The sequence below is a fragment of the Campylobacter concisus genome (genome assembly GCF_902460715.1).
GTDB classification, from domain to species: Bacteria; Campylobacterota; Campylobacteria; order Campylobacterales; family Campylobacteraceae; genus Campylobacter_A; species Campylobacter_A concisus_AK.
Map to the genome: position 1 here is coordinate 347,652 of NZ_CABPUX010000002.1, position 20,232 is coordinate 367,883.

The 20,232-nt window shown below is 39.7% G+C and carries 19 protein-coding genes; 13 read left to right on the plus strand and 6 right to left on the minus strand.

The features are described 5' to 3' along the window. Nucleotides 1-147 precede the first annotated feature (147 nt). Nucleotides 148-858 (plus strand): aquaporin Z, encoded by a 711-nt coding sequence (aqpZ, locus tag F3G91_RS07615; RefSeq protein ID WP_149701176.1) that lies wholly within the window; start codon nucleotides 148-150, stop codon nucleotides 856-858. A gap of 129 nt (nucleotides 859-987) precedes the next feature. Here the strand turns inward: aqpZ and F3G91_RS07620 are convergent, their stop codons facing one another. The 6 genes from F3G91_RS07620 to ccoG all read right to left on the minus strand — a co-directional run bounded on the left by F3G91_RS07620 (nucleotide 988) and on the right by ccoG (nucleotide 8,991). Beyond that, nucleotides 988-1,218: a hypothetical protein gene (locus F3G91_RS07620; protein WP_180995481.1), complete on the minus strand. Its 231-nt coding sequence runs from the start codon at nucleotides 1,216-1,218 to the stop codon at nucleotides 988-990. Nucleotides 1,219-1,236: 18 nt separating this feature from the next. Continuing rightward, entirely contained in the window at nucleotides 1,237-2,619 is a 1,383-nt protein-coding gene (locus F3G91_RS07625; RefSeq protein ID WP_149701177.1) for an efflux transporter outer membrane subunit, read from the minus strand. Continuing rightward, entirely contained in the window at nucleotides 2,609-5,734 is a 3,126-nt protein-coding gene (locus tag F3G91_RS07630) for an efflux RND transporter permease subunit (protein WP_149701178.1), read from the minus strand. Before F3G91_RS07630 ends, F3G91_RS07625 begins: the two co-directional genes overlap by 11 nt. Nucleotides 5,735-5,744: 10 nt before the next feature. Continuing rightward, a complete protein-coding gene (locus tag F3G91_RS07635) occupies nucleotides 5,745-6,902 on the minus strand; it encodes an efflux RND transporter periplasmic adaptor subunit (protein ID WP_149701179.1) in 1,158 nt (385 codons plus the stop codon). Nucleotides 6,903-7,008: 106 nt separating this feature from the next. Continuing rightward, complete coding sequence (locus F3G91_RS07640; RefSeq protein WP_149701180.1) at nucleotides 7,009-7,635, minus strand: TetR/AcrR family transcriptional regulator; 627 nt, start codon at nucleotides 7,633-7,635, stop codon at nucleotides 7,009-7,011. A 30-nt stretch (nucleotides 7,636-7,665) separates the two neighbouring features. Continuing rightward, nucleotides 7,666-8,991: a cytochrome c oxidase accessory protein CcoG gene (gene ccoG, locus F3G91_RS07645; protein ID WP_149701181.1), complete on the minus strand. Its 1,326-nt coding sequence runs from the start codon at nucleotides 8,989-8,991 to the stop codon at nucleotides 7,666-7,668. 144 nt (nucleotides 8,992-9,135) lie between these two features. Here ccoG and rpsU point away from each other — a divergent pair, with 144 nt between their 5' ends. The 12 genes from rpsU (at nucleotide 9,136) to F3G91_RS07700 (ending at nucleotide 20,159) form a co-directional block, all read left to right on the plus strand. Further along, nucleotides 9,136-9,348 carry a 30S ribosomal protein S21 gene (rpsU, locus tag F3G91_RS07650; RefSeq protein WP_009294994.1) on the plus strand — a complete coding sequence of 71 codons (213 nt, stop codon included), beginning with the start codon at nucleotides 9,136-9,138 and terminating at the stop codon, nucleotides 9,346-9,348. 103 nt (nucleotides 9,349-9,451) lie between these two features. Further along, nucleotides 9,452-10,084: a DNA-binding protein gene (locus F3G91_RS07655; protein WP_149701182.1), complete on the plus strand. Its 633-nt coding sequence runs from the start codon at nucleotides 9,452-9,454 to the stop codon at nucleotides 10,082-10,084. Beyond that, complete coding sequence (locus tag F3G91_RS07660; protein WP_004318051.1) at nucleotides 10,081-10,698, plus strand: UPF0323 family lipoprotein; 618 nt, start codon at nucleotides 10,081-10,083, stop codon at nucleotides 10,696-10,698. The genes F3G91_RS07655 and F3G91_RS07660 overlap by 4 nt, the downstream gene beginning before the upstream one ends. A gap of 2 nt (nucleotides 10,699-10,700) precedes the next feature. Continuing rightward, a complete protein-coding gene (locus tag F3G91_RS07665) occupies nucleotides 10,701-11,882 on the plus strand; it encodes a glutathionylspermidine synthase family protein (protein WP_021092808.1) in 1,182 nt (393 codons plus the stop codon). Between the two features lie 2 nt (nucleotides 11,883-11,884). Next, nucleotides 11,885-12,814 (plus strand): D-2-hydroxyacid dehydrogenase, encoded by a 930-nt coding sequence (locus F3G91_RS07670; RefSeq protein WP_149701183.1) that lies wholly within the window; start codon nucleotides 11,885-11,887, stop codon nucleotides 12,812-12,814. Nucleotides 12,815-12,817: 3 nt separating this feature from the next. After that, nucleotides 12,818-13,315: a YajQ family cyclic di-GMP-binding protein gene (locus tag F3G91_RS07675; protein ID WP_149701184.1), complete on the plus strand. Its 498-nt coding sequence runs from the start codon at nucleotides 12,818-12,820 to the stop codon at nucleotides 13,313-13,315. A gap of 200 nt (nucleotides 13,316-13,515) precedes the next feature. Beyond that, entirely contained in the window at nucleotides 13,516-13,656 is a 141-nt protein-coding gene (locus tag F3G91_RS10280; RefSeq protein ID WP_188116815.1) for a hypothetical protein, read from the plus strand. Between the two features lie 2 nt (nucleotides 13,657-13,658). Further along, entirely contained in the window at nucleotides 13,659-14,450 is a 792-nt protein-coding gene (locus tag F3G91_RS07680) for a DUF2314 domain-containing protein (protein ID WP_149701185.1), read from the plus strand. A gap of 29 nt (nucleotides 14,451-14,479) precedes the next feature. Further along, nucleotides 14,480-15,802, plus strand: coding sequence for a hypothetical protein (locus F3G91_RS07685; protein ID WP_149701186.1), 1,323 nt, complete (start codon nucleotides 14,480-14,482; stop codon nucleotides 15,800-15,802). Between the two features lie 245 nt (nucleotides 15,803-16,047). Continuing rightward, entirely contained in the window at nucleotides 16,048-17,022 is a 975-nt protein-coding gene (locus F3G91_RS07690; protein WP_149701187.1) for a hypothetical protein, read from the plus strand. Between the two features lie 138 nt (nucleotides 17,023-17,160). Next, entirely contained in the window at nucleotides 17,161-18,525 is a 1,365-nt protein-coding gene (locus tag F3G91_RS07695; RefSeq protein WP_149701188.1) for a coproporphyrinogen III oxidase family protein, read from the plus strand. Beyond that, on the plus strand, nucleotides 18,525-20,159 hold the full coding sequence (locus F3G91_RS07700; RefSeq protein ID WP_149701189.1) for a multidrug ABC transporter permease/ATP-binding protein: 1,635 nt from the start codon (nucleotides 18,525-18,527) through the stop codon (nucleotides 20,157-20,159). The genes F3G91_RS07695 and F3G91_RS07700 overlap by 1 nt, the downstream gene beginning before the upstream one ends. Nucleotides 20,160-20,232: the final 73 nt, after the last annotated feature.

The following is a 20,232-nucleotide window of genomic DNA, read 5'->3' on the forward strand; positions in this document are numbered from 1 at the left end:
TTAATAGTATTTATGATTGTTATAAACACTAAAAATTTAACCCAAAACTACAAACAAATTTACATAAAATTTTACCTTTACAATATTTTGTAAATGTCACACGTTTTTGCTAAAATCGCCCCTTTTAATTTACCTAAAAGGGAGAAAATGAAGAGATATTTAGCCGAGTTTTTTGGCACATTTTGGTTAGTTTTTGGAGGTTGCGGTAGCGCGATATTTGCAGCAGCTTTTCCAGAGCTTGGTATTGGATTTGTAGGTGTTGCGTTTGCTTTTGGTCTTACAGTTCTTACGATGGCTTACGCAGTTGGTCACATCAGTGGCGGACACTTCAATCCTGCTGTCTCAGTTGGCTTGCTAGTTGGCGGAAGATTTGATAAAAAAGATCTAGTGCCTTACGTCATCGCACAAGTTATCGGAGCGATCGCAGCTGCTGCTGTGCTATATCTTATCGCTTCAGGCAAGGCTGGATTTGACGCTGCTGCAAGCGGTTTTGCTAGCAACGGATACGGAGAGCACTCACCAAATGGCTACAGTCTAGTCTCAGCGCTTGTTGCAGAGATAGTTCTAACTGCGTTTTTCCTTATCATCATCCTAGGTGCTACTGATGAGCGTGCGCCAAAGGGCTTTGCACCGATCGCTATTGGCCTTGGTTTGACACTTATCCACCTTATCTCGATACCTATCACAAACACATCGGTTAATCCAGCTCGCTCAACTGGTGTTGCGATATTTCAAGGCACTTGGGCGTTAGAGCAGCTTTGGCTTTTCTGGGTTGCACCTATCGTTGGAGCAATCATCGGAGCCATCATCTATAAAATCGTTGGTGGTTCATGCAACTGCTGCAAAAGCGCAAAATAATCAAATTTTATACTTCAAGGGGCGATCTTCGCCCTTTCTACTCTTGCAAATTTAAATAAGTAAAAAGAAATTTATAAGATATTTTTGAGGGGTCATCTAAGAAATTTAATTCTTAGATGAAAAGAGGATTTAGGCCTTTTTTGTCATCGCCCTAATAGGTATAACAAATATCGCTGCGATAAGGTAAAAAACGATACCAAAGACAGCTGCCATCATAAATATCTCGCCGATATCATAAAAGCTTGACTCAAGCCTAATAGTATCCACGTAATTTATCGCAAACCATAATGCTACGCCAAGAGCGATAGCAAAAACAAAAAATCCCCAAGAAAATAAAAAATTTAAAATCTTAGTCATCAACTTTTCTCCTTTTTGAGTTTATTTATCTATCTTAAATCCGCCGCCAAAAGCCCTGTAAACTTCAACCGCGCTATCTACCTCATCAAGCTTTGCCGAGATGTCTTGAAGCTTTGCTGAGAGTAAATTTCTCTGCGCATCAAGAAGCTCTAGGTGTCCGATGTAGCCAGCGTCATACTGATCTTTGGCGAGCGAATAAATTTTTTGCTGCGATTGTAGCAAATTTTTCACCTGATCCAAAGAGAGCTTTGCATTTTGCCTTGATATAAGGGCGTCTCTGACCTCTCCAAGTGCAGTTTTTACCGTGCCTTCATAGGTGATGGCTGCGATTTGTTCGTTTGTCTCTGCGATGCGGACATTGTTTTTTGTTCTGCCGTAGTCAAAGATCTTCTGAACTAAAGAGCCACCTATGCTCCAAGTGTTGGCGTTTCCTACAAATATATTTTCAAAATCAACACTCGTAAAGCCTAAAAGTCCAGTGAGTGAGATCGTAGGAAAATAATCAGCCTTTGCCACGCCCACAAGGGCATTTGTAGCTTTTAGATCTGCTAGCGCCTTTGCCACGTCACTTCTTCTAAGCAAAACATCTGAGCTGATGCCAGCCTTTATCTCAGGCGAGCTTGGTAAATTTTGCGCACTAGCAACGGCTCCTTTTAAAATTTCATCATTGCTCTTGCCAGTTAGGATGGCTAGCGAAGTAAGCGCTTGCGACTTTGAGTTTAGCACTGAAGTTAGGCTAGTTTTTGCCCTTTCAACCTCAGCTTTGCTTTGTAGATAGGTCATCTCATTTATGCCACCAAGATCAAGCTGCGTCTTGCGAAGCGCAAGTGTCGCCTCGTAAGTCTTTAGCGTCTCTTGAAGTACGGCCTCTTGCATATTTAGCGAGACTAGCGTAAAGTAGCTTTTCGCCACACCTGAGCTAAGGCTTAGCCTTGCGCTATCGTAGTCAAATTTGCTAGCATTTAAGCTTTCATTAGCTGCAAGTACGCTATTTCGCACTCTACCCCAAAGATCTATCTCGTAGTTTAGCCCTAAATTTATGCTCGATGTTCGGTAGCGTGTTTGAGGCTGCTTAGTGTATGTTTCGCCACTGCTTTTTGCTTTTGTGTAGCCTACGTTTAAATTTACCCCAGGGAGCAAGCTAGCCTCAGCAACGCCAAGGCTCGCCTTTGCCTTCTCTAAATTTAAATATGCAATGCGTAAATTTGTATTTTTCTCAAGCGCACTTTCAACAAGAATATTTAAATTTTCATCTTTAAATTCCTTCCACCAAAGATCTCTTATATCGCTTGTTTCAAAACTATATGTTGAGGTGAAATTTGTATCCACATTTGGCATATCTGGACGAAACGAGCAACCAGCCAAAAACGCCGCTGTTATAAGTATAAACGCCTTATTTTTCATCTTTTTTTGCTCCCTTTTTCCAGTATTTTTCATTTAAATTTTCAAGCAAATAGTAAAACAACGGCACGAAAAATATCGCTATCGTTGTTGATGCGATCATACCGCCAACCACGCCAGTTCCTAGTGAGTGGCGAGATGCAGCGCCTGCGCCTGTGCTTATAACCATCGGGAAAACACCAAGCGTAAATGCGATCGAGGTCATTACGATAGGTCTAAAGCGAAGTTTGGCCGCGTTTATCGCTGCGTCAAATATACTCTTTCCACTCTCGCGCTCTTGCATCGCAAATTCTACGATCAAAATGGCGTTTTTGGCCGCCAGACCGATAAGTAGCAAGAGTCCGATCTCAAAGTAGATATCATTTGTTAGCCCTCTTATCCAAACAGCTAGCAACGAGCCAAATACCGCAAACGGCACGGCTGTGATAACAGCAAGTGGGATGAGCCATCTTTCGTACTGAGCGGCAAGGATCAAAAAGACAAAGATCATACCAAAGATAAAGGCAGTTGTGCCTGTTCCTTGAGAATTTACCTCTTGATACGCAGTTCCTGCCCAGCTTATAGCGTAGTCGTCGCTACTTAGCGTGTCATTTACGACCTCTTGGATCGCCCTTATCGCATCACCTGATGTGTAGCCAGGTTTTGGATCGCCCATGATCTTAGCCGCTGGAAAGAGGTTAAATCTATCAACGATATCAGGTCCGATCGATCTTGTAAGCGTCGCTACTGAATTTAATGGCACCATCTCGCCCTTATTTGAACGGACGAAAATTTTTCTTAGATCCTCAGGGTTGTTTCTAAAGTTATCGCTCGCCCTTGCGTATACGCGGTAAGATTTACCAGCAAGGTTGAAGTCGTTTATGTAGTAAGAGCCAAAAGTAGCGGCTATCGTGCTAAAAATTTCACTCTCACTTACGCCAAATAGCTTTGCTTTTTCTTTATCAACCGTGATCTTAAACTGGCGGTAGTTTGTCTCAAGCGTCGTTCTTACGCCAGTTAGCTCAGGTCTTGCATTTGCTGCCGCAGTTACCTTTCTAGCGTCCGCTTCTATCTCGTTGTAGCTTTTTCCACTTTTGTTTTGTAGATACATTTCAAAGCCACCAGTCATCGATAAGCCCATTATAGGAGGTAAATTTACAACAAAGGTCATTGAGTTTTTAGAGCCCCAAAGCATGCCGTTAAATTGCCCAGCCAAAGCATCTGCGCTATCTGCAGCGCCTTTTCTCTCGCTCCAGTCTTTTAGTTTAATAAAGCTAATGGCCGAGTTTTCTCTAAGTGAGCCAGCTAGCATATCGTATCCTGCAAAACCCATGTTAAATTCGACATTTGGATTGCTCAAAATGGCATTGCTGATAGAATTTACCTCTTCTTTGGTCTTTAGCATATTTGTTGAAGGTGGAAGTGAGGTGATAACCATCAAAGCGCCTTTGTCCTCTGAAGGCACAAGTCCTTTTGGCACTTTCTGAAATAGCCCATACGTTGCAAATCCCATGATACCAATGACAATAAAGCTAATAAATACATGTTTTAAAATTTTTGCCACGCCTGCTGTGAAAATTTTAGTACTAAAATCAAAGAAGTCGTTAAATTTCTGAACTATCCAAAATGGCTTGCTCTCTTGCCTTTTAAGCATAACACCACAAAGTGCTGGCGTAAGAGTAAGAGCAACAAAGCCAGAGATACAAACAGAGACGACAAGTGTTAGCGCAAACTGCTTTTGTATAACGCCTACAAAGCCCTCCATAAAAGATACTGGCACGAAAACAGCACAAAGTACTAGCACGATAGAGATGACTGGAGTTTGCACCTCCTCCATCGCCTTAAATGTCGCGTCTTTTACGCTTATATTTTTATCTTCGTGCAAAATTCTCTCAACGTTTTCTATAACGATGATGGCGTCATCCACGACGATACCGATGGCAAGAACTAGGGCGAAAAGCGTGATCAAATTTATACTAAAGCCCATGATATAAAGTCCGCCAAATGTACCTATGATAGAGACTGGCACGGCGAGCATCGGTATGATGGTGGCTCTAAAGCTCTTTAAGAAAAAGTACATTACGATAAGAACAAGTAGCATCGCCTCGATGAAAGTTTTGATAACCTCGTTGATAGAGACGGTGATAAATTCAGTTGGGTTGTAGGCTATGGTGTGCTCTAAGCCAACTGGGTAGGTTTTCTTTAGCTCTTCAAGCTTTGCTTTGACCGCTTCAGCAGTTGCAAGTGCGTTTGCGTCGTTTTGCAAAAATAGCAAAAGTGGCACTGCTGGCTTGCCATTTAGCATAGCTTCAGATGCGTAGCTAGCAGCTCCAAGCTCGACTGTGGCGACCTCTTTTAGCTTGACGACTGTGCCGTCATCACTTTTTATCAAAATTTCGCCAAACTGCTTTGGATCTTTAAAACGTCCTTCAGAAACTACCGAATAAACATAAGGATTTTCACCCTTTGATGGCTGCTCGCCGATCTTGCCAGCGGCGTATTGTGAGTTTTGAATTTTTACTTGTGAGATGACGTCGCTTGGAGTTAGTTTAAACTGAGCAAGCTTGTCTGGCTTTAGCCAAATTCTCATCGAATACTCTTTGTTGCCAATTAGCACTGTATCGCCGATGCCATTTACCCTTTTGATCGCGTCAGCGATGTTTAAATTTACGTAGTTATATAGCTCAACTTGGTTCATATTTGGATTTGTAAAGCCAACTACTTGAAGGATCGAGCCGCTTCTTTCACGCACCGTTACGCCCATGCTTTGCACCTCTTGAGGCAATCTTGAAAGGGCAGCTTGCACGCGGTTATTTACATCTATCGTAGCTTGCTTTGCTGATGAGCCGATCTTAAAATATACACTTATATTCATAGTACCAGCTGAGCTTGAGGTGCTTTGCATATAGAGCATATTTTCAACACCGTTTATCTGATCCTCAATAGCATTTGCGACCGAGTCAGCGATAGTCTGCGCATCAGCGCCGCTATATGTCGCAGTTACAGAGACAGTAGGCGGTGTAAGACTTGGATACTCCTCTATTGGAAGCCCTTTGATACCCATAAAACCTGCTATAACTATGATGATAGATATAACAGTTGCAAATATCGGGCGGTTTATGAAAAATCTTGAAAACATCTATCTGCCTTTACTTGCTACTTGTAGCGTTTGCGTCTTTGTTTAAGAAATTTGCGCTTAGGTCTTTGTCAGTTTCAACTGGTGCGCCAACTCCGATTTTAAGGAAGTTATTAACTATTATCTTATCGCCCTCTTCAAGACCCTCAGTCACTACGACCATATCTTTTGTTTGATATCCTGTTTTTACATTTTTTTGGCCTACTTTGCCATCTTTTACGACCAAGACATAAGTGTTTGTAGCGCTTTGTTGAAGGGCAACTTGTGGGATGTTAAAGGCATTTTTTTGAACAAAACCGCTCATCTTTATATGACCAAACGCACCTGGTAAAATTTTACCCTCGCTGTTATCAAAGCTAGCCTTTGCTAAAACGCTGCCAGTTGCAGTATTTACGACATTATCTATAAATGTCACTTTGCCAGTGAAATTTTCATTGTTTAAATTTAAGACAGCCTCGCTATTTAGTTGCTGCCAAGCGCCACTATCTAAATTTGCTTTTCTGCTTAGATTATCCACGTCTGCGATGTAAAAGTCAGCCTCGATCGGATTTATCTTAGTTAGTCTTACAAGCTGAGTTTGGCTTGCTACTACAAGTGAGCCAACATCGACTTTATTATCGCCCACTACACCGTCAAATGGAGCTACTATACTTGTGTAGCCTAGATCTATTTTTGCGCTTTTTAAATTTGCTTTTGCGCTTACTAAATTTGCATTTGCGATATCGTAAGCTGCAACGGCTGCGTCGTAGTCTTTTTGAGAGACTGCATTTTTCTTATAAAGGGCAGAAATTCTTTTAAACTCAGTCTCGGCATTTTTTAAATTTGCATTTGCAACGCCAACAGCTGCATCAAGTGAGTCGTAGCTGGCTTGATATTTCTCTGGATCTATGAGAAATAGCTTCTCTCCAGCCTTGACCTTGTCGCCAGGCTTAAAAAACTGCTTTATGATCGTGCCGCCAACCTTTGGATAGATGATGACATCTTGGTTACTTGTAACTGTGGCTGTGTAGTCAAAGCTAATAGGCACATCCGTCTTTTTAGCCACAAATATATCAACATGAGATGTTGGCATCTGGCGGCCTGCGGCAGCCTTTTTGTCGCCACTTTCAAAGCAGCCAGAAAGCAAAAAAACGGCAGCTGAAAGCACAAGAAAACTTTTAAATTTCAACATAAAAACCCCTCTTAATTTTAAATTTTAATCCCGAATTTAGTTTTGTAATTTTCATTACAAATTATAAAAGTCACTGACTATAACTAAATATAAATTAAAAGTCAAATCAACTTTTAACAATGCCATTTAAAAATAGCTCCACACACAAGGCAACGTGCTCTTCACGCTCCTTTTTGCTTAGTTTTGGCTCCTCGTTTAACATAAGCGAATCATAGTAGCAAAGCCCGATAACACATTGTTTAAAACACTTCGTGATAAATTTGGCTGGGAATTTTGGATTTAGCTGTGATTTTATCTCATCTCTTTCAAAGAAATTTATAAGCACAAGGTCGATCTTGTTTAAAATTTGATCTAAAAATACCCTGCCAAGTTTGCCGCCATTTTTAGGGCCCTCACTCATCATTATCCTGCCAAGTGAGATATTTTTCTTGGTGCAGATGATAGAAAAAATAATGGTTGCAAATTTGGTTAAAAACTCCTCCAAGCTGTGAGAAATTTTAAGATCTATCCTCTCATCGACCTCTTTTATAAGCGCATCTATCTCTTGCTCGATGATCGCTTGAAAAAGCCCCTCTTTGCTCTCAAAAAATGTGTAAATGCTTGCAAGCGAGCCGCCACTTATCGCCACGATATCGCTAAGGCTTGTCTTTTCGTAGCCATTTTTTAAAAATAGCTCAAGCGCTGTTTTTACGATGAGTTCGTATCGTTTTTTGCCTTTTTCTGAGATCGCCATTTCACTTCCCGCTAAATTTTCGCCATTTTATCATCTTTTAGGATAGATAAAGGTGCTAGCCCTTTGCACGCTGATAGTTGGCTCGTCAGTGGCGTAAGCTCTTATATTTATATGTTTTAAAAGATCTTTTTCGCTTGTGTTTTCATTTTTTGATTTTAGCGTGACGATGACCTTTTGCTTTGCGCCAGCTTTTAGCGTAAATGGCTTATTTGGACGAGAAATTTCTATGCTTTTATCATCTATCTCAAAGTAAAATTTATGATCCTTGCTTTGGGTATTTTGCACTAAAAAAACGTAAGAATTTTCAACCTCACCTTGATCTAAAACCTTGTAAAGTTCGCTAGTTCTATTTATATTTAAAAGCATGCTCTCTTTTTTGCCGCTCATCAGCGCTGTAGCTACCAAAACTACGCACAAAATGACAAGATAAGCAACCGTTCTAAATCTAAAAATTTTCACCTTTTTGTTTTCATTTTGAGAATTTATACTTCTCCACTCGATGAGTGAGCTTTCGTTAAAATGCCCCATCACTTTAGTGCACGCGTCACTGCACTCAAGGCAGTTTATGCACTCAAGCTGCATGCCCTTTCTTATATCTATATGCGTCGGACATATCCTCACGCAGGCCTCACATCCAGTGCAAAGTGCGCCTTCTTCTTTTGGCTTTTTAAATTTCTCTTTGCCATCATATATGACGCCACCTCGTTTTTGATTATAAATAACTTGGATCGTGTCGCTATCAAACATAACTGACTGCACCCTCGCATACGGGCAGACATAGACACAGAAATTCTCTTTTAAAATGACCACGTCATAGACTAGCCAAGCCGCTATGCTAAGCCAAAATGCAAGTAAAATTTTATGTTCGCTTGCATCATTTAGATAAGCAAAAAAATCAAGTGGCGGTACAAAATACCACAAGAAATTTGCCGCTATGATAAGTGCTAAAACGCACCAAATTCCAACAGCTAATGCACGCTTAAAAATTTGACCTTGTGGCTCATTTTGTTTGTTTTGGATGTTTTTTCTGATCTTTAAAATTTTAGTCTGCAAGAGGTCACGAAAGAGCGTTCTAAAAATTGTCTGCGGACAGCTCCAACCGCACCAGACACGCCCTGCTAGCGTCGTTAGGAAAAATATGCTTAAAAACAAAGTGATAAACAAAAACGGCATCAAATATAGCTCTTGCATATCAAATTTTGTAAAAAATAGATCGACCCTGCTCTTATCAAAGCTCAGCAAAAATAGCTGCGCGTCATCTATCCTGATAAATGGCAAAACAAAGACAAATATCGTAATACAGGCAAAAAAAATGTAACGCCTCTTGGCGTAGCTAAGATGAGATTCTTTTGACATAAGAGACCTTTTTTCGAAATTTTAAGATTATAAATTTTGGGTTATTAAAAAAGTATTAAATATTTTAAATTTGCCTAAAAGCTTAAATTTATGAAAGTTAAACTATACTCACGGCTTATTTTAATCTGAAAGGTGGTGAGGACGTTGCCTGGTATTAAGGTACATCCTAACGAGTCATTTGACGAGGGTTACAGAAAGTTTAAAAAACAAACAGACCGTAACTTAGTCGTTACTGAAGCAAGAGCTAGACGCTTCTTTGAGCCTAAAACTGAGATCCGCAAGAAACAAAAAATTGCAGCTCGCAAGAAAATGCTTAAACGTCTTTATATGCTTAGACGCTACGAGTCAAGACTCTAAAACCAAGACAAAGAGGGCTTTGCTCTCTTTGTTTAACTCTTCTTTTAGCCTTATTTTTTTATAATCAAAGCAATTTTTTTATTTTATTTTAAACGGAAATCCGATGCAAAAGCTAGCTGTAAATGAAGCTGCAGAAATTTTAGGCATAACAAAAGAAGCAGTCTATAATAGAATTCGCCGAGGCTCGTTAAAAACGGTCATTGAAAATGGCACAAAATTTGTCATCCTTGACGAGGAGCCAACTAGCGAAAAACCTACAAAAACCGCCCCAAAAAGCACAAAAACTAAATCCCAAAACGACGAGTTTGTAAGCTATTTGCTAAATGAGCTAAATGAGCTAAAGAGCTTAAATTTAAATTTGCAAGCTGACAAAGATAGACTTTTTAAAGAAAAAGAGCAGATGCTCATCGAGCGCAAAAATGAAATTTTGCAAATTTACAAGGACAGAGACGAGAAGCTCATGCAGTTTCTAAATGCTATGCAAAGACCACTTTTAGCACCTAAAAACGAAAGTGCCGCAAGCGAAGTGGCGATAGATGCGCAGATAGAGGACGAGTCAAAATGGATAAATTTAAGCGAATATCTAAAGGAGTTAAATTTAAAACCAAAAGCGACAAAAAAGATCAGTGAAAAGATAATAAAAGCGATACATCACTCCAAATTTATCAAATTTAAACGCGGCGTGATACTTGTTAGAAGATATAAAAATTTAAAAGAGTTGATAGGAGAGATATGAAACACATTAAAAAGATAGCTACTTATGCTGCGGTTGGGGGATTTGGTGCCATTATCATGGCTGGACTTGCTGGTTGTGGAAGCGACGATGGCGGTAACGAAAACGCACTAAACGAAGTTGCACAAAAAAACGGTGCCTTTGTCATCATCGAAGAGAGCGCGCCTGGCGTTTATAAAATCTTAGAAGAGTACCCAAGCACCGAAACTAGGGTCGTGCTAAAAGATATGAACGGCACTGAGCGTGTGCTTAGCAAAGATGAGATCGATAAGCTTCTAGCGCAAGCAAACGCAAAGATCGATAATAACACTTCAAATTTGACAAGAACTAGCGACGCACAGCTAAGTAGTGGGGGTCTAAGCCTTGGTGAGACGATCCTTGCCTCAGCAGCTGGCGCGATACTTGGTAGCTGGATAGGCAGTAAGCTCTTTGGTAACCAAAATTTCCAAGCAAATCGCCAAAGCACATATAAAAATCCAAGTGCCTACACAAGAAGTGTGGATAGCTTTAATAAGCAAAAAGCGGCAAATTCTGCTGCAAGAAGCAGCGGCGGTAAGAGCGGATTTTTTGGTGGTGGCTCAAAGTCAGGCTCTAGCTCATCAAGCTTTGGAGGATAAAAATGATAAATTTAAGAAAAATCACCCCGTTAAATAACGAATTTATGGAGAAGATCGGCTTTGCATGGCATACAGATAACGACAACAGCTCGTATATCGCAGATGAGATCGTGCAAGTAAGCGAAAAAGAGGCAAATGCCTACTATGAGGCGGCAAACGAGCTATATGATATGTATGTAAATGCCGCTCAACACGTGATCGACAACAACCTTTTTCACGAGATAGGCATACCATTTAACCTTGTCGATATCATAAAAAATAGCTGGGAAAATGACGTTCATTGGCACCTTTACGGCAGGTTTGACCTGGCGGGCGGGCTTGATGGTAAGCCTATAAAGCTCATTGAGTTTAACGCCGACACGCCAACGGCAGTTTTTGAGACGGCGATCATCCAGTGGGCGATGCTAAAGCTAAATCACATGGACGAAGCAGCCCAGTTTAACGACCTTTACGAGTCGCTAAAGCAAAATTTCAAACGCCTTATCACGCTTGGTGACGAGGATGCGGACTTTGACGAGCTTTACGAGGGCTGGGGGATACTCTTTAGCAGCATCGCTGGCAGTATCGAGGACGAGCAAACCGTAAAACTACTGCAATACATCGCAAAAGAGGTTGGCTTTTTAACAGACTTTGCCTACGTTGATGAGGTCGTTTTTAACGATGATGAGGGCATTTTTAAAGGCGATGCAAATTTTGAGTACTGGTTCAAGCTTGTTCCTTGGGAGAGCATAGCGATCGATGAGGGTGAGCTGGCACTCATACTTTCAAACATCGTCAAAAATCAAAAAGCTATCATCATAAATCCAGCCTACACGCTACTTTTTCAAAGCAAAGGGATCTTAAAAATCCTTTGGGATCTATATCCTAATCACCCGCTCTTGCTTGAAACCTCAAATGAGCCACTAAAAGGCAAAAAATATGTGAAAAAACCAGTATTTGGCAGAGAAGGTGCAAACGTCTCGATATACGATGAAAATGGCGCACAAATAGCTAGCAGTGATGGCGAATACGACTCAAACAAAGCCATCTATCAAGAATTTTACGAGTTTAACCAAGATGAGAGGGGCGAGAGCTACCAAGCAGGGGTATTTTACGCTTATGAGGCGTGCGCGCTTGGATATAGAAAGGGCGGCAAAATTCTAAATAACTACTCTAAATTTGTAGGACATTTCATTAAGGACTAAAGATGAAGATTGTTTGTTTAGACGCGGCAACGCTTGGAGAAAACGTTGATCTTAGTGTTTTTAAGAAATTTGGCGAATTTATAAGCTACCAAAAAACCAAAAGCGATGAGGTCGTGCCTCGTCTAAAGGGCGTTGATGTCGTCATCACAAACAAGGTTGTCATCGATAAAGCCGTGATGGACGCGCTAAATTTAAAGCTTATCTGCATAAGCGCAACTGGGATGAATAATGTCGATCTAGAGCACGCAAAAGCTAAAAACATAGCTGTTAAAAACGTCGCTGGCTACTCAACAGCAAGCGTCGTGCAGCACACATTTGCCTTGCTTTTTGAGCTAACAAATCGCATCAAATTTTATGATCGCTACGTAAAAAGTGGCGAGTGGGTGAAGAGTGAAATTTTCACCTATCTTGGCGCAGATATAAGCGAGATCGCTGGCAAAGAATTTGGCATCATCGGACTTGGCGAGATAGGACGCGGCGTGGCGGCAGTAGCACGTGCATTTGGCGCAAACGTGAGCTACTACTCGACAAGCGGAGCAAATAAAAATAGCGAGTTTGCGCAAAAAAACCTAGACGAGCTACTAAGAAGCAGCGACATCATCAGCATCCATGCACCGCTAAATGAAAAGACTAGAAATTTACTGGGTACAAACGAGATAAATTTGCTAAAAGATGATGCGATAGTGCTAAATTTAGGGCGTGGCGGCATAGTGGATGAAGCTGCTATGGCAAGGGCGATAGATGAGAGAAATTTACGCTTTGGCACCGACGTTTTAGAAAGCGAGCCAATGAGCAAAAATAGCCTATTTTTAAATGTAAAAAACAAAGAAAATTTACTCATCACGCCACACGTGGCATGGGGCAGCTTGGAGGCTAGAAAACGGCTGATCTCACTCATAGTTAAAAATATAGAAGAATTTATAAAAGGATAGAAAATGGCAAGCGAACATAGCTTTGATATAAGCGCAGAGGTCGATATGATGGAGGTTAAAAACGCTCTTGAGACGGCTAAAAAAGAGATCGCTGCGAGGTATGACTTTAAGGGGCTTGCGGCTGAAGTTGAGCTAAATGAAAAGGAGAAATTTATCACGCTTCTTAGCTCAAGTGACAACAAGATCGACGCGCTAAAAGACATCGTGATCTCAAAGCTCATCAAGCGCAACATCCCACCAGTAGCGATCACAGAGACAAAAAGAGAGCCAGCAAGCGGGGGAAATTTAAAGGCGATGCTAAAGCTAAACGACACGCTTGACGGCGAAAACTCAAAAAAGATCACCAAGGCTATCAAAGACTCAAAGATAAAAGTAAGCGCGCAGATCAGGGGTGAAGAGATCAGAGTGACAAGCAAAAGCATAGACGATCTGCAGGAGTGTATAAAGCTGGTTAGGGGGTTAAATTTAGAGCTTCCGATAAGCTTTAAAAACCTAAAATAATGGCTTCTCGTGAGCGCCTTTAAATGGGCTAGAAAAATTCTCGCTCCGCAGGCTATATCGCATATTTTCGCTTTATTATGCGTCGTTGATTTAAATTTTTGCTCGGTCATTACCAACTCGGTAACTCCCGTCACAAAAATTTAAATCGCCTCGCCTAATTTTGCGAAATAATCGTATGGTTTTTATAGTGAAATAGCTGCGTGACTTTTACATTTAAAATTTCGCAGGGTTTTGGGCTAAATTTGCGAAATTTTGCATGGTTTTTGTATCTAAAATTTGGTGTATTCGTGGATGAAATTTCGCCTTATCATTTGATCTATCTAAATTCTAAAAAGGGGTAAAAATGGGCTTTTTTGAGAAAATACTTGGCAAACAAATAGACCTTGGCGAGCAGATGCCGATCTATTTTGTAAGTAGCGACGAAGACTATATGCAGCGCGCATTTGAGCAAGCTCGTGAGAGCTTTAAGTATTTTTGGCGTGAGCTTTACTGGGAGCGCCGCAGGATCGCACCTATGCTTGATTATGCGATGGTAAAAATTTGCTTTTTAGACGTCATAAACGGCGAAGAGGTGGGCGAGCACATGTGGGTAAATGATGTTGAATTTGACGGAGAGACGATATATGGCACGCTCGTAAATGAGCCTGATAGCGTGCAAAACGTCAAAGTTGGTGATCAAATAAGTGCAAAATTTACCGATATGAGCGACTGGCTTTTTGCCATTGGCGGACGTGCTTATGGCGGCTTTAGCGTGCAGGCGATGCGCTCACGCATGCAAAAAGATGAGCTAGCCGAGCATGATGCGGCTTGGGGGCTTGATTTTGGCGATTTTAAAGATATTTTGGTGGTTTTCGAGCAAAAAGAGCATCCAGAAAATTTGATAGAGCATCCGATGAGCAAAAATATGCGCGGCCAGGTGGAGCAGTATATAAAAGCGCATCCAAGCATGGTCGCAGACACCGACGAGCTTGGTTTTACGCAGCTTCACCATGAGGCACTTGCTGGGAATTTAACGATCGTAAATCTCTTGCTAGAAAACGGCGCTAGCAAAAACGCCCGCACAAAAAGTGGCAAAACCGCAGCTGAACTTGCTGGGCAAATAGGCTGGATCGAAATCGCAAAGGTGCTTAAATAGCATTTCGTGTAAATTTTTAGGATTTAAATTTGAGTTATCAAGACATTTTGGATGAAAAAGATGAGAGCGTAAAAGAGGCTAGTAAATTTATAAATTTTATTAAGGCTAGGTTTTTAAACTCTCATATCATAAGCAGCAAACAAGGTAGGCTAATAGCACTTTTAGAAAGCGAGTGTGAGCTTTATTTAAAGCTAAATAGGACAAATTTTGCTGAAGTTTCAAAAAGGCTCGGCGAGATAAAAGAGCAGATCACTCTTGTCATTTTGGATATCAAAGATGAGATTATAAAGGACTTTGGCAAGCAAAACTATGAAATTTACAAAAAGGCGCTCTCAAGAGATCCAGAGGAGCTTGAAAAGGTCAAAAATGAGCTGCTTTTTAATTCGTATTTTGAGAGCCGTCTTGGCGAGCACTCGGCAAATTTAAAGGCAAATTTTATAAAAGAGTGCGCTACAAATTTCTTTAAGCACTCAAATTTCATCGTCCCAGTCGTCAGCATGCTTTGCTACTTTTTGTATTTTGGCTTTGAGATCGGCTATTTTCCGAGTTTAGATAGCTCAGAGATGATATTTACAGGCATCTTGCTATTTTGTGCGACCGCGATCGTGACGGCTTTTGAGATCGCTATCTTGGTCTTTGTCTCCTACCTTTACCAAAATGACGATAAAAAATATAAATTTAAAAAGCCGAAATTTCTATTTTTTTATAGCTCAAATTTCATCTATTTTTTAACGCTCATCTCATTTGCCATTTTAGCCTTTGCAGCATTCAAGCTAAACTACAGCTGGGGCGCCATTTTATCGCTACTTTTGCTCTCTTATGCTGGGGTAAATTTGGCAGTTTTCTTTAAAGATAGATCAAATTTCATCATCTATCTTTTATCGCTTATCATGCTTTTGCTCTTTATCATTTCGGTTGTCGTCTCAGAAAATGGCGGATTTTTGGCACTTTGGATACTCTTTTGCTCGTTTATGCTCTCTTTTATGCTGGGCGTTGCGAGCATCAAAGAGACAAAGGACTTTTCATTTGTTTTTTACGCTGCGCTTTCGCTTATGATCGTTTCAAACTCGCTTTTGTTTATCAAATACACAGCAAAAACCTTTAACATAGGCGATGTGGATTATAAATTTTTGCTTGTGGATAAAAGTGCGTTAAAGGCGCTACCTAGCTCACTTTGCGAGGCAAAAGACAAAGAGCAAACGCCTTGCGAGATAGATGAAAAGGCGGTTAAAATTTATGACGTGAAGTCACTTTGCAATATCGGTAAATTTTACTACTTGCAGACAAAAGACGGAGTGAAATTTGAGCTTGACTCAAGCAAGGTCATTTCAAGAAAAAAATATGAAAGATAAAAACTTAGACAATAAGATCCTTTTAATTAAGAAAAGATGAGAAGATAAAAATGTTAAGAAATTGTAAATTTATTAAAGGTAAATTTTTAAACTGAGATTAATAAATATAAATTGTTTGAAAGAGTGCATAAATTATTGTAAGGGCAAGTAAGCCCAAAATACTTAATAGGCTTGAGAGATTTTAAGTAGATTTTAAAAGTTATTTTCTAACTTTAGCAGCTAAATTTAATTAAAAAAGGCTTTTTATGAGTAATCAAAATGTAAGTTCTAGCGATATAAAACTAAAATTTTTAAAAGAATTATATAGCGTTTGTTTAAAACACGTTAAAATTATAATTCCAACAATTTCTATCTGTGCCTTTATATTATTTGCAGCTACACATGAGGTAGAAATTGCAAGTATTAGTGATGCTTTGAATTTGGGTGGTTTAGTTTTAGCGGTAACTGCTTCTATAATGGTAATAATTTCTCTGCTTATAATTGGTCTTGGTGTTCTTTTTGATGATGAGGATAAAAATGGTCTTTTGCAAAAAAAATACCCAGGATTTTATTGTACGTTTTTTAGCGTATCTGCTAGCATGACATTATTTACATTATCTTTACCGCTTTTAAAAATTTTTGTTATTCGTTTTTCAAATTTACGATATTTTTTATTAGCGGATATATTGCTAAGCTTTATAATTATCAATTTCCTTATATACTTTAGAAAAAATGAACGAGTGCAGATTATATTTATGATATTGTTTGTATCATTTTCTTTTATACTATGTAATATTTTTTTAGATACAGCCATAAAAGGCTTGGCTGCCTGGTTTTTTATAATGTCACTCTTAATAATATTTTTATTAACTATTTCAAATGTAAAAAGCATTAAAGATATTAAATGGATATTTTATTTTTCCTTAATTTTATTTTTTTCTTGTGGTTTTATTGTTTTTGCTGACTTTGGTGTAAAACTACTTAATATTGGCAACATAGACTACAAACAAATTATTCTGAGTTATGAAGCAAAGTTTACATTGCCTGAAGATATAACCTGCGATATAAATAATAAATTTGATGAGAATAAAACAACTTGCCAGTTTTTTGACAACAAAGTTATAAAAATTTATAATGTTAAAACAAATTTTATATCAAGCAAGACATATTTTTTAGAAACTAAAAATGGTAAAAAATTTCAAATAAGCAACGAGTTTTACAAGGGTTCTGAAAAATTTTAGTGAAAAGTAAATTAATTTTAAGAATGCTTTGAAATTTATTAGTTTGCAATTTCTAGCATTACGGCAAAGATAAAATTTATCAAATTTTAGCTATCCTAGTGCATTATTTTAAGACCAACTTACAAAAGGCGATTAATTATGATTTTTAAAAATATTGTTGAGAGTTTTGCTGTAAATTACGCTCATAATTCTATACAAAAATCGCTATATAACGAATTTAACATAGACATTTTAAACACGACTTACACCAAAACTCCAAAAAAAGACAAAAAATATATGCTCTACGCGCACGTGCCATTTTGTCACACATTTTGCCCGTATTGCTCGTTTCACAAGTACCACTACGAGCAGGAGCTTGCGAAAATTTACTTTGAAAATTTACGCGAGGAGATGAGGCAGATAAAAGAGGCTGGCTTTGACTTTACATCGCTTTATGTGGGTGGCGGCACGACGCTTATAAACGAGCCAGAGCTTGAAAAAACGCTAAAACTCGCAAAAGATCTCTTTAGCATCGAAGAAATTTCAGCAGAGAGCGACCCAAATCACATCTCGCCAGAGAGCCTAAGCCGTTTTGATGGGCTCATCAACCGCTTAAGCGTAGGCGTGCAAAGCTTTGATGATGAGACTTTAAAAAGAGTTGGTAGATATGATAAATTTGGCTCGGCCGAGGAGACAAAAAGAAAGATAGAGCAGGCTCTTGGCAAGATCCCAGTTATCAGCCTAGATCTCATCTTTAACCTGCCAAATCAAACAAAAGAGCAGTTAATAAACGACATAAACGTCGCAAAATCAATATCTCCGCAGCAGATCACCTTCTATCCGCTCATGAAATCAGAGCTAACAAGAGAGAACATCGCTCGCGCACTTGGCGTCTCAAACGTTGATAATGAGCGCGAATTTTACGAGATCATCGTGAGCGAATTTGCTAAGGGTGGCTACAGGCAAAGCAATGCCTGGGCATTTTCAAATGAAAAAAGCGCAGACCTTCGCGACGAATATGTAGGCTCAAATTTAGAGTACGTGGGCGTTGGTAGTGGCGCGTTTAGCTTCCTTGACGGTGAGCTTGTGATAAATGCCTTTAACCTACTTGACTACGGCAGAAAGGTCAAAGAAAGACAAAGCCCAGTCATCGCAAAATGCGCATTTAGCAAAAAAGAGAGACTAAAATATACATTTTTAACAAGGCTTTTTGACGGTGCTGTGGATATCAAAACCTACAACGAGCAAAACGATGCAAACATCAACAAAGACCTATTTGTCGAGCTTAGCTTGCTAAAACTTGTAAATGCGATCTACGAAGAAAATGGCGTTATCAAGCCAACATTTTTTGGCAAATACATCTGCGTCGTGCTCATGCGTGACTTCTACGCTGGCATGGACAAGGTGCGCGCGATATTTAAGGATGACGCGAAGATCAAACGCAGCAAGGTGCTTCACATCATGAGTGAAAATACCGAGCAAAAATTTGATCAAAACATCATCCAGCCACGTGCTGCCATGTAATGCTTGCAAATTTAATAAAAAGCAATCTTTTTTCAATAATCAAAATAGTGATCCTGACGCTTGCCTTTAGCGGGCTTGGCGTCTGGACGCTCTCTTTTATCAACAATGAACTTGTAAATTTAAAAGAATTTGACGCCTTTGTGGCGGTTAAATTTATAGCTATCTTGGTCTTATTTTTCATAAGCGCCATCGCTGCAAACATCTCACTCACAAATTTTGGACATAAATTTATCTATGAGCTTAGATATCAAAGCGTAAAGCAAATTTTAGACACGCCAAATAGCGTGATAAACGAGATCGGCAAGGCAAAGATTATAGCAAGTCTAAACAACGACATAAAAACGATCACATTTGCCTTTATGAGCGCTACTGGCTTTATACAAAGCCTAGTTTTCATCATCTGCGCAAGCATCTATCTTTGCGTGATCGCGCCAAAAGTTTTTATATTTCTAGCCGTTTGGATCGGCGCAACACTCGTTATAAACACGCTTTTGATGAAAAAGATCCACTTTTACTTCAAAGAGTCCAGGACGCAAGATGACGCGCTGCAAAAGCACTATGACGACATCGTCGAGGGGCACAGAGAGCTAAGTCTAAATAGAGTAAGAGCAAGTGTCTGCTTTGATGAACTAAATTTGACAGGCGACAAAAAGCGCCAAAGCATGGTAAAAGCTGACGTATTTCACGCGCTAAGTGATAATTTCACAAATGTGATGCTCCTTGGTTCAGTCGGACTTTGCGTATTTTTGTGCGTGGCATTTGGCTGGGCGAGCCTGCAAACGGCGCTTAGCATAAGCCTTACGATACTATTTTTAAGAGGCTCATTTATGAGTATGGTTGGCTCCATACCAGCCGCACTTAGCGCAAAAGTGAGCTTAGAGAAGATAATGAACTTAAATTTAAATGAATTTAAAGAAGGCTTTAAATTTGATGATAGCCTAAGCGATGAGTGGCAAAGTATCAGGCTAAAGGATATAAATTTTAGCTACGACCACGGCAAATTTAGCTTAAATGATGTAAATTTAGAGATCAAACGCGGCGAGATAACATTTATCATCGGTAAAAATGGCAGTGGTAAAAGCACGCTTATAAACATTCTTTGCGGACTTATCCGCCCAAGTAGCGGTGAAATTTACCTTGATAGCACAAAGATAGATGAGGCAAATTTACAAAGCTATCAGGCAAAGATAAGCGCTATTTTTGCTGATTTTTATCTATTTTCGCAAACACTCTCTCGTGATGGCTTTGCCAGCCAAAGCGATATAGAGGAGCTCTTGGCTCTGCTTGAGATCGATAAAAAGGTAAGTGTTGTTGATAATAAGCTTAGCACCACGCAGCTCTCAACCGGCCAGCGAAAGCGCCTAAGCCTGCTAATAGCCATCTTAGAGCACCGCTCTATCCTTATCCTTGATGAGTGGGCGGCCGATCAAGAGCCGCTATTTAAGCGTAAATTTTACAAAGAAATTTTGCCATTTTTGCAAAGCAAGGGCATAAGCGTTATTGCCGTGAGCCACGATGATAGCTACTTTGACGTGGCAACTAGGATCATTTTAGTAAAAGATGGCTTTGTGTGCGAGCTTGATGAGGCAGAGCGTGCCAGCGCCGCAAAAGATGCCGTCGAAAAGATAAAATAAAGAGTAATTTTTACACAAAAATATAATACCTTCGTCACTCTTGAGCTATTTCAAGCTCAAATAAATTTAAATT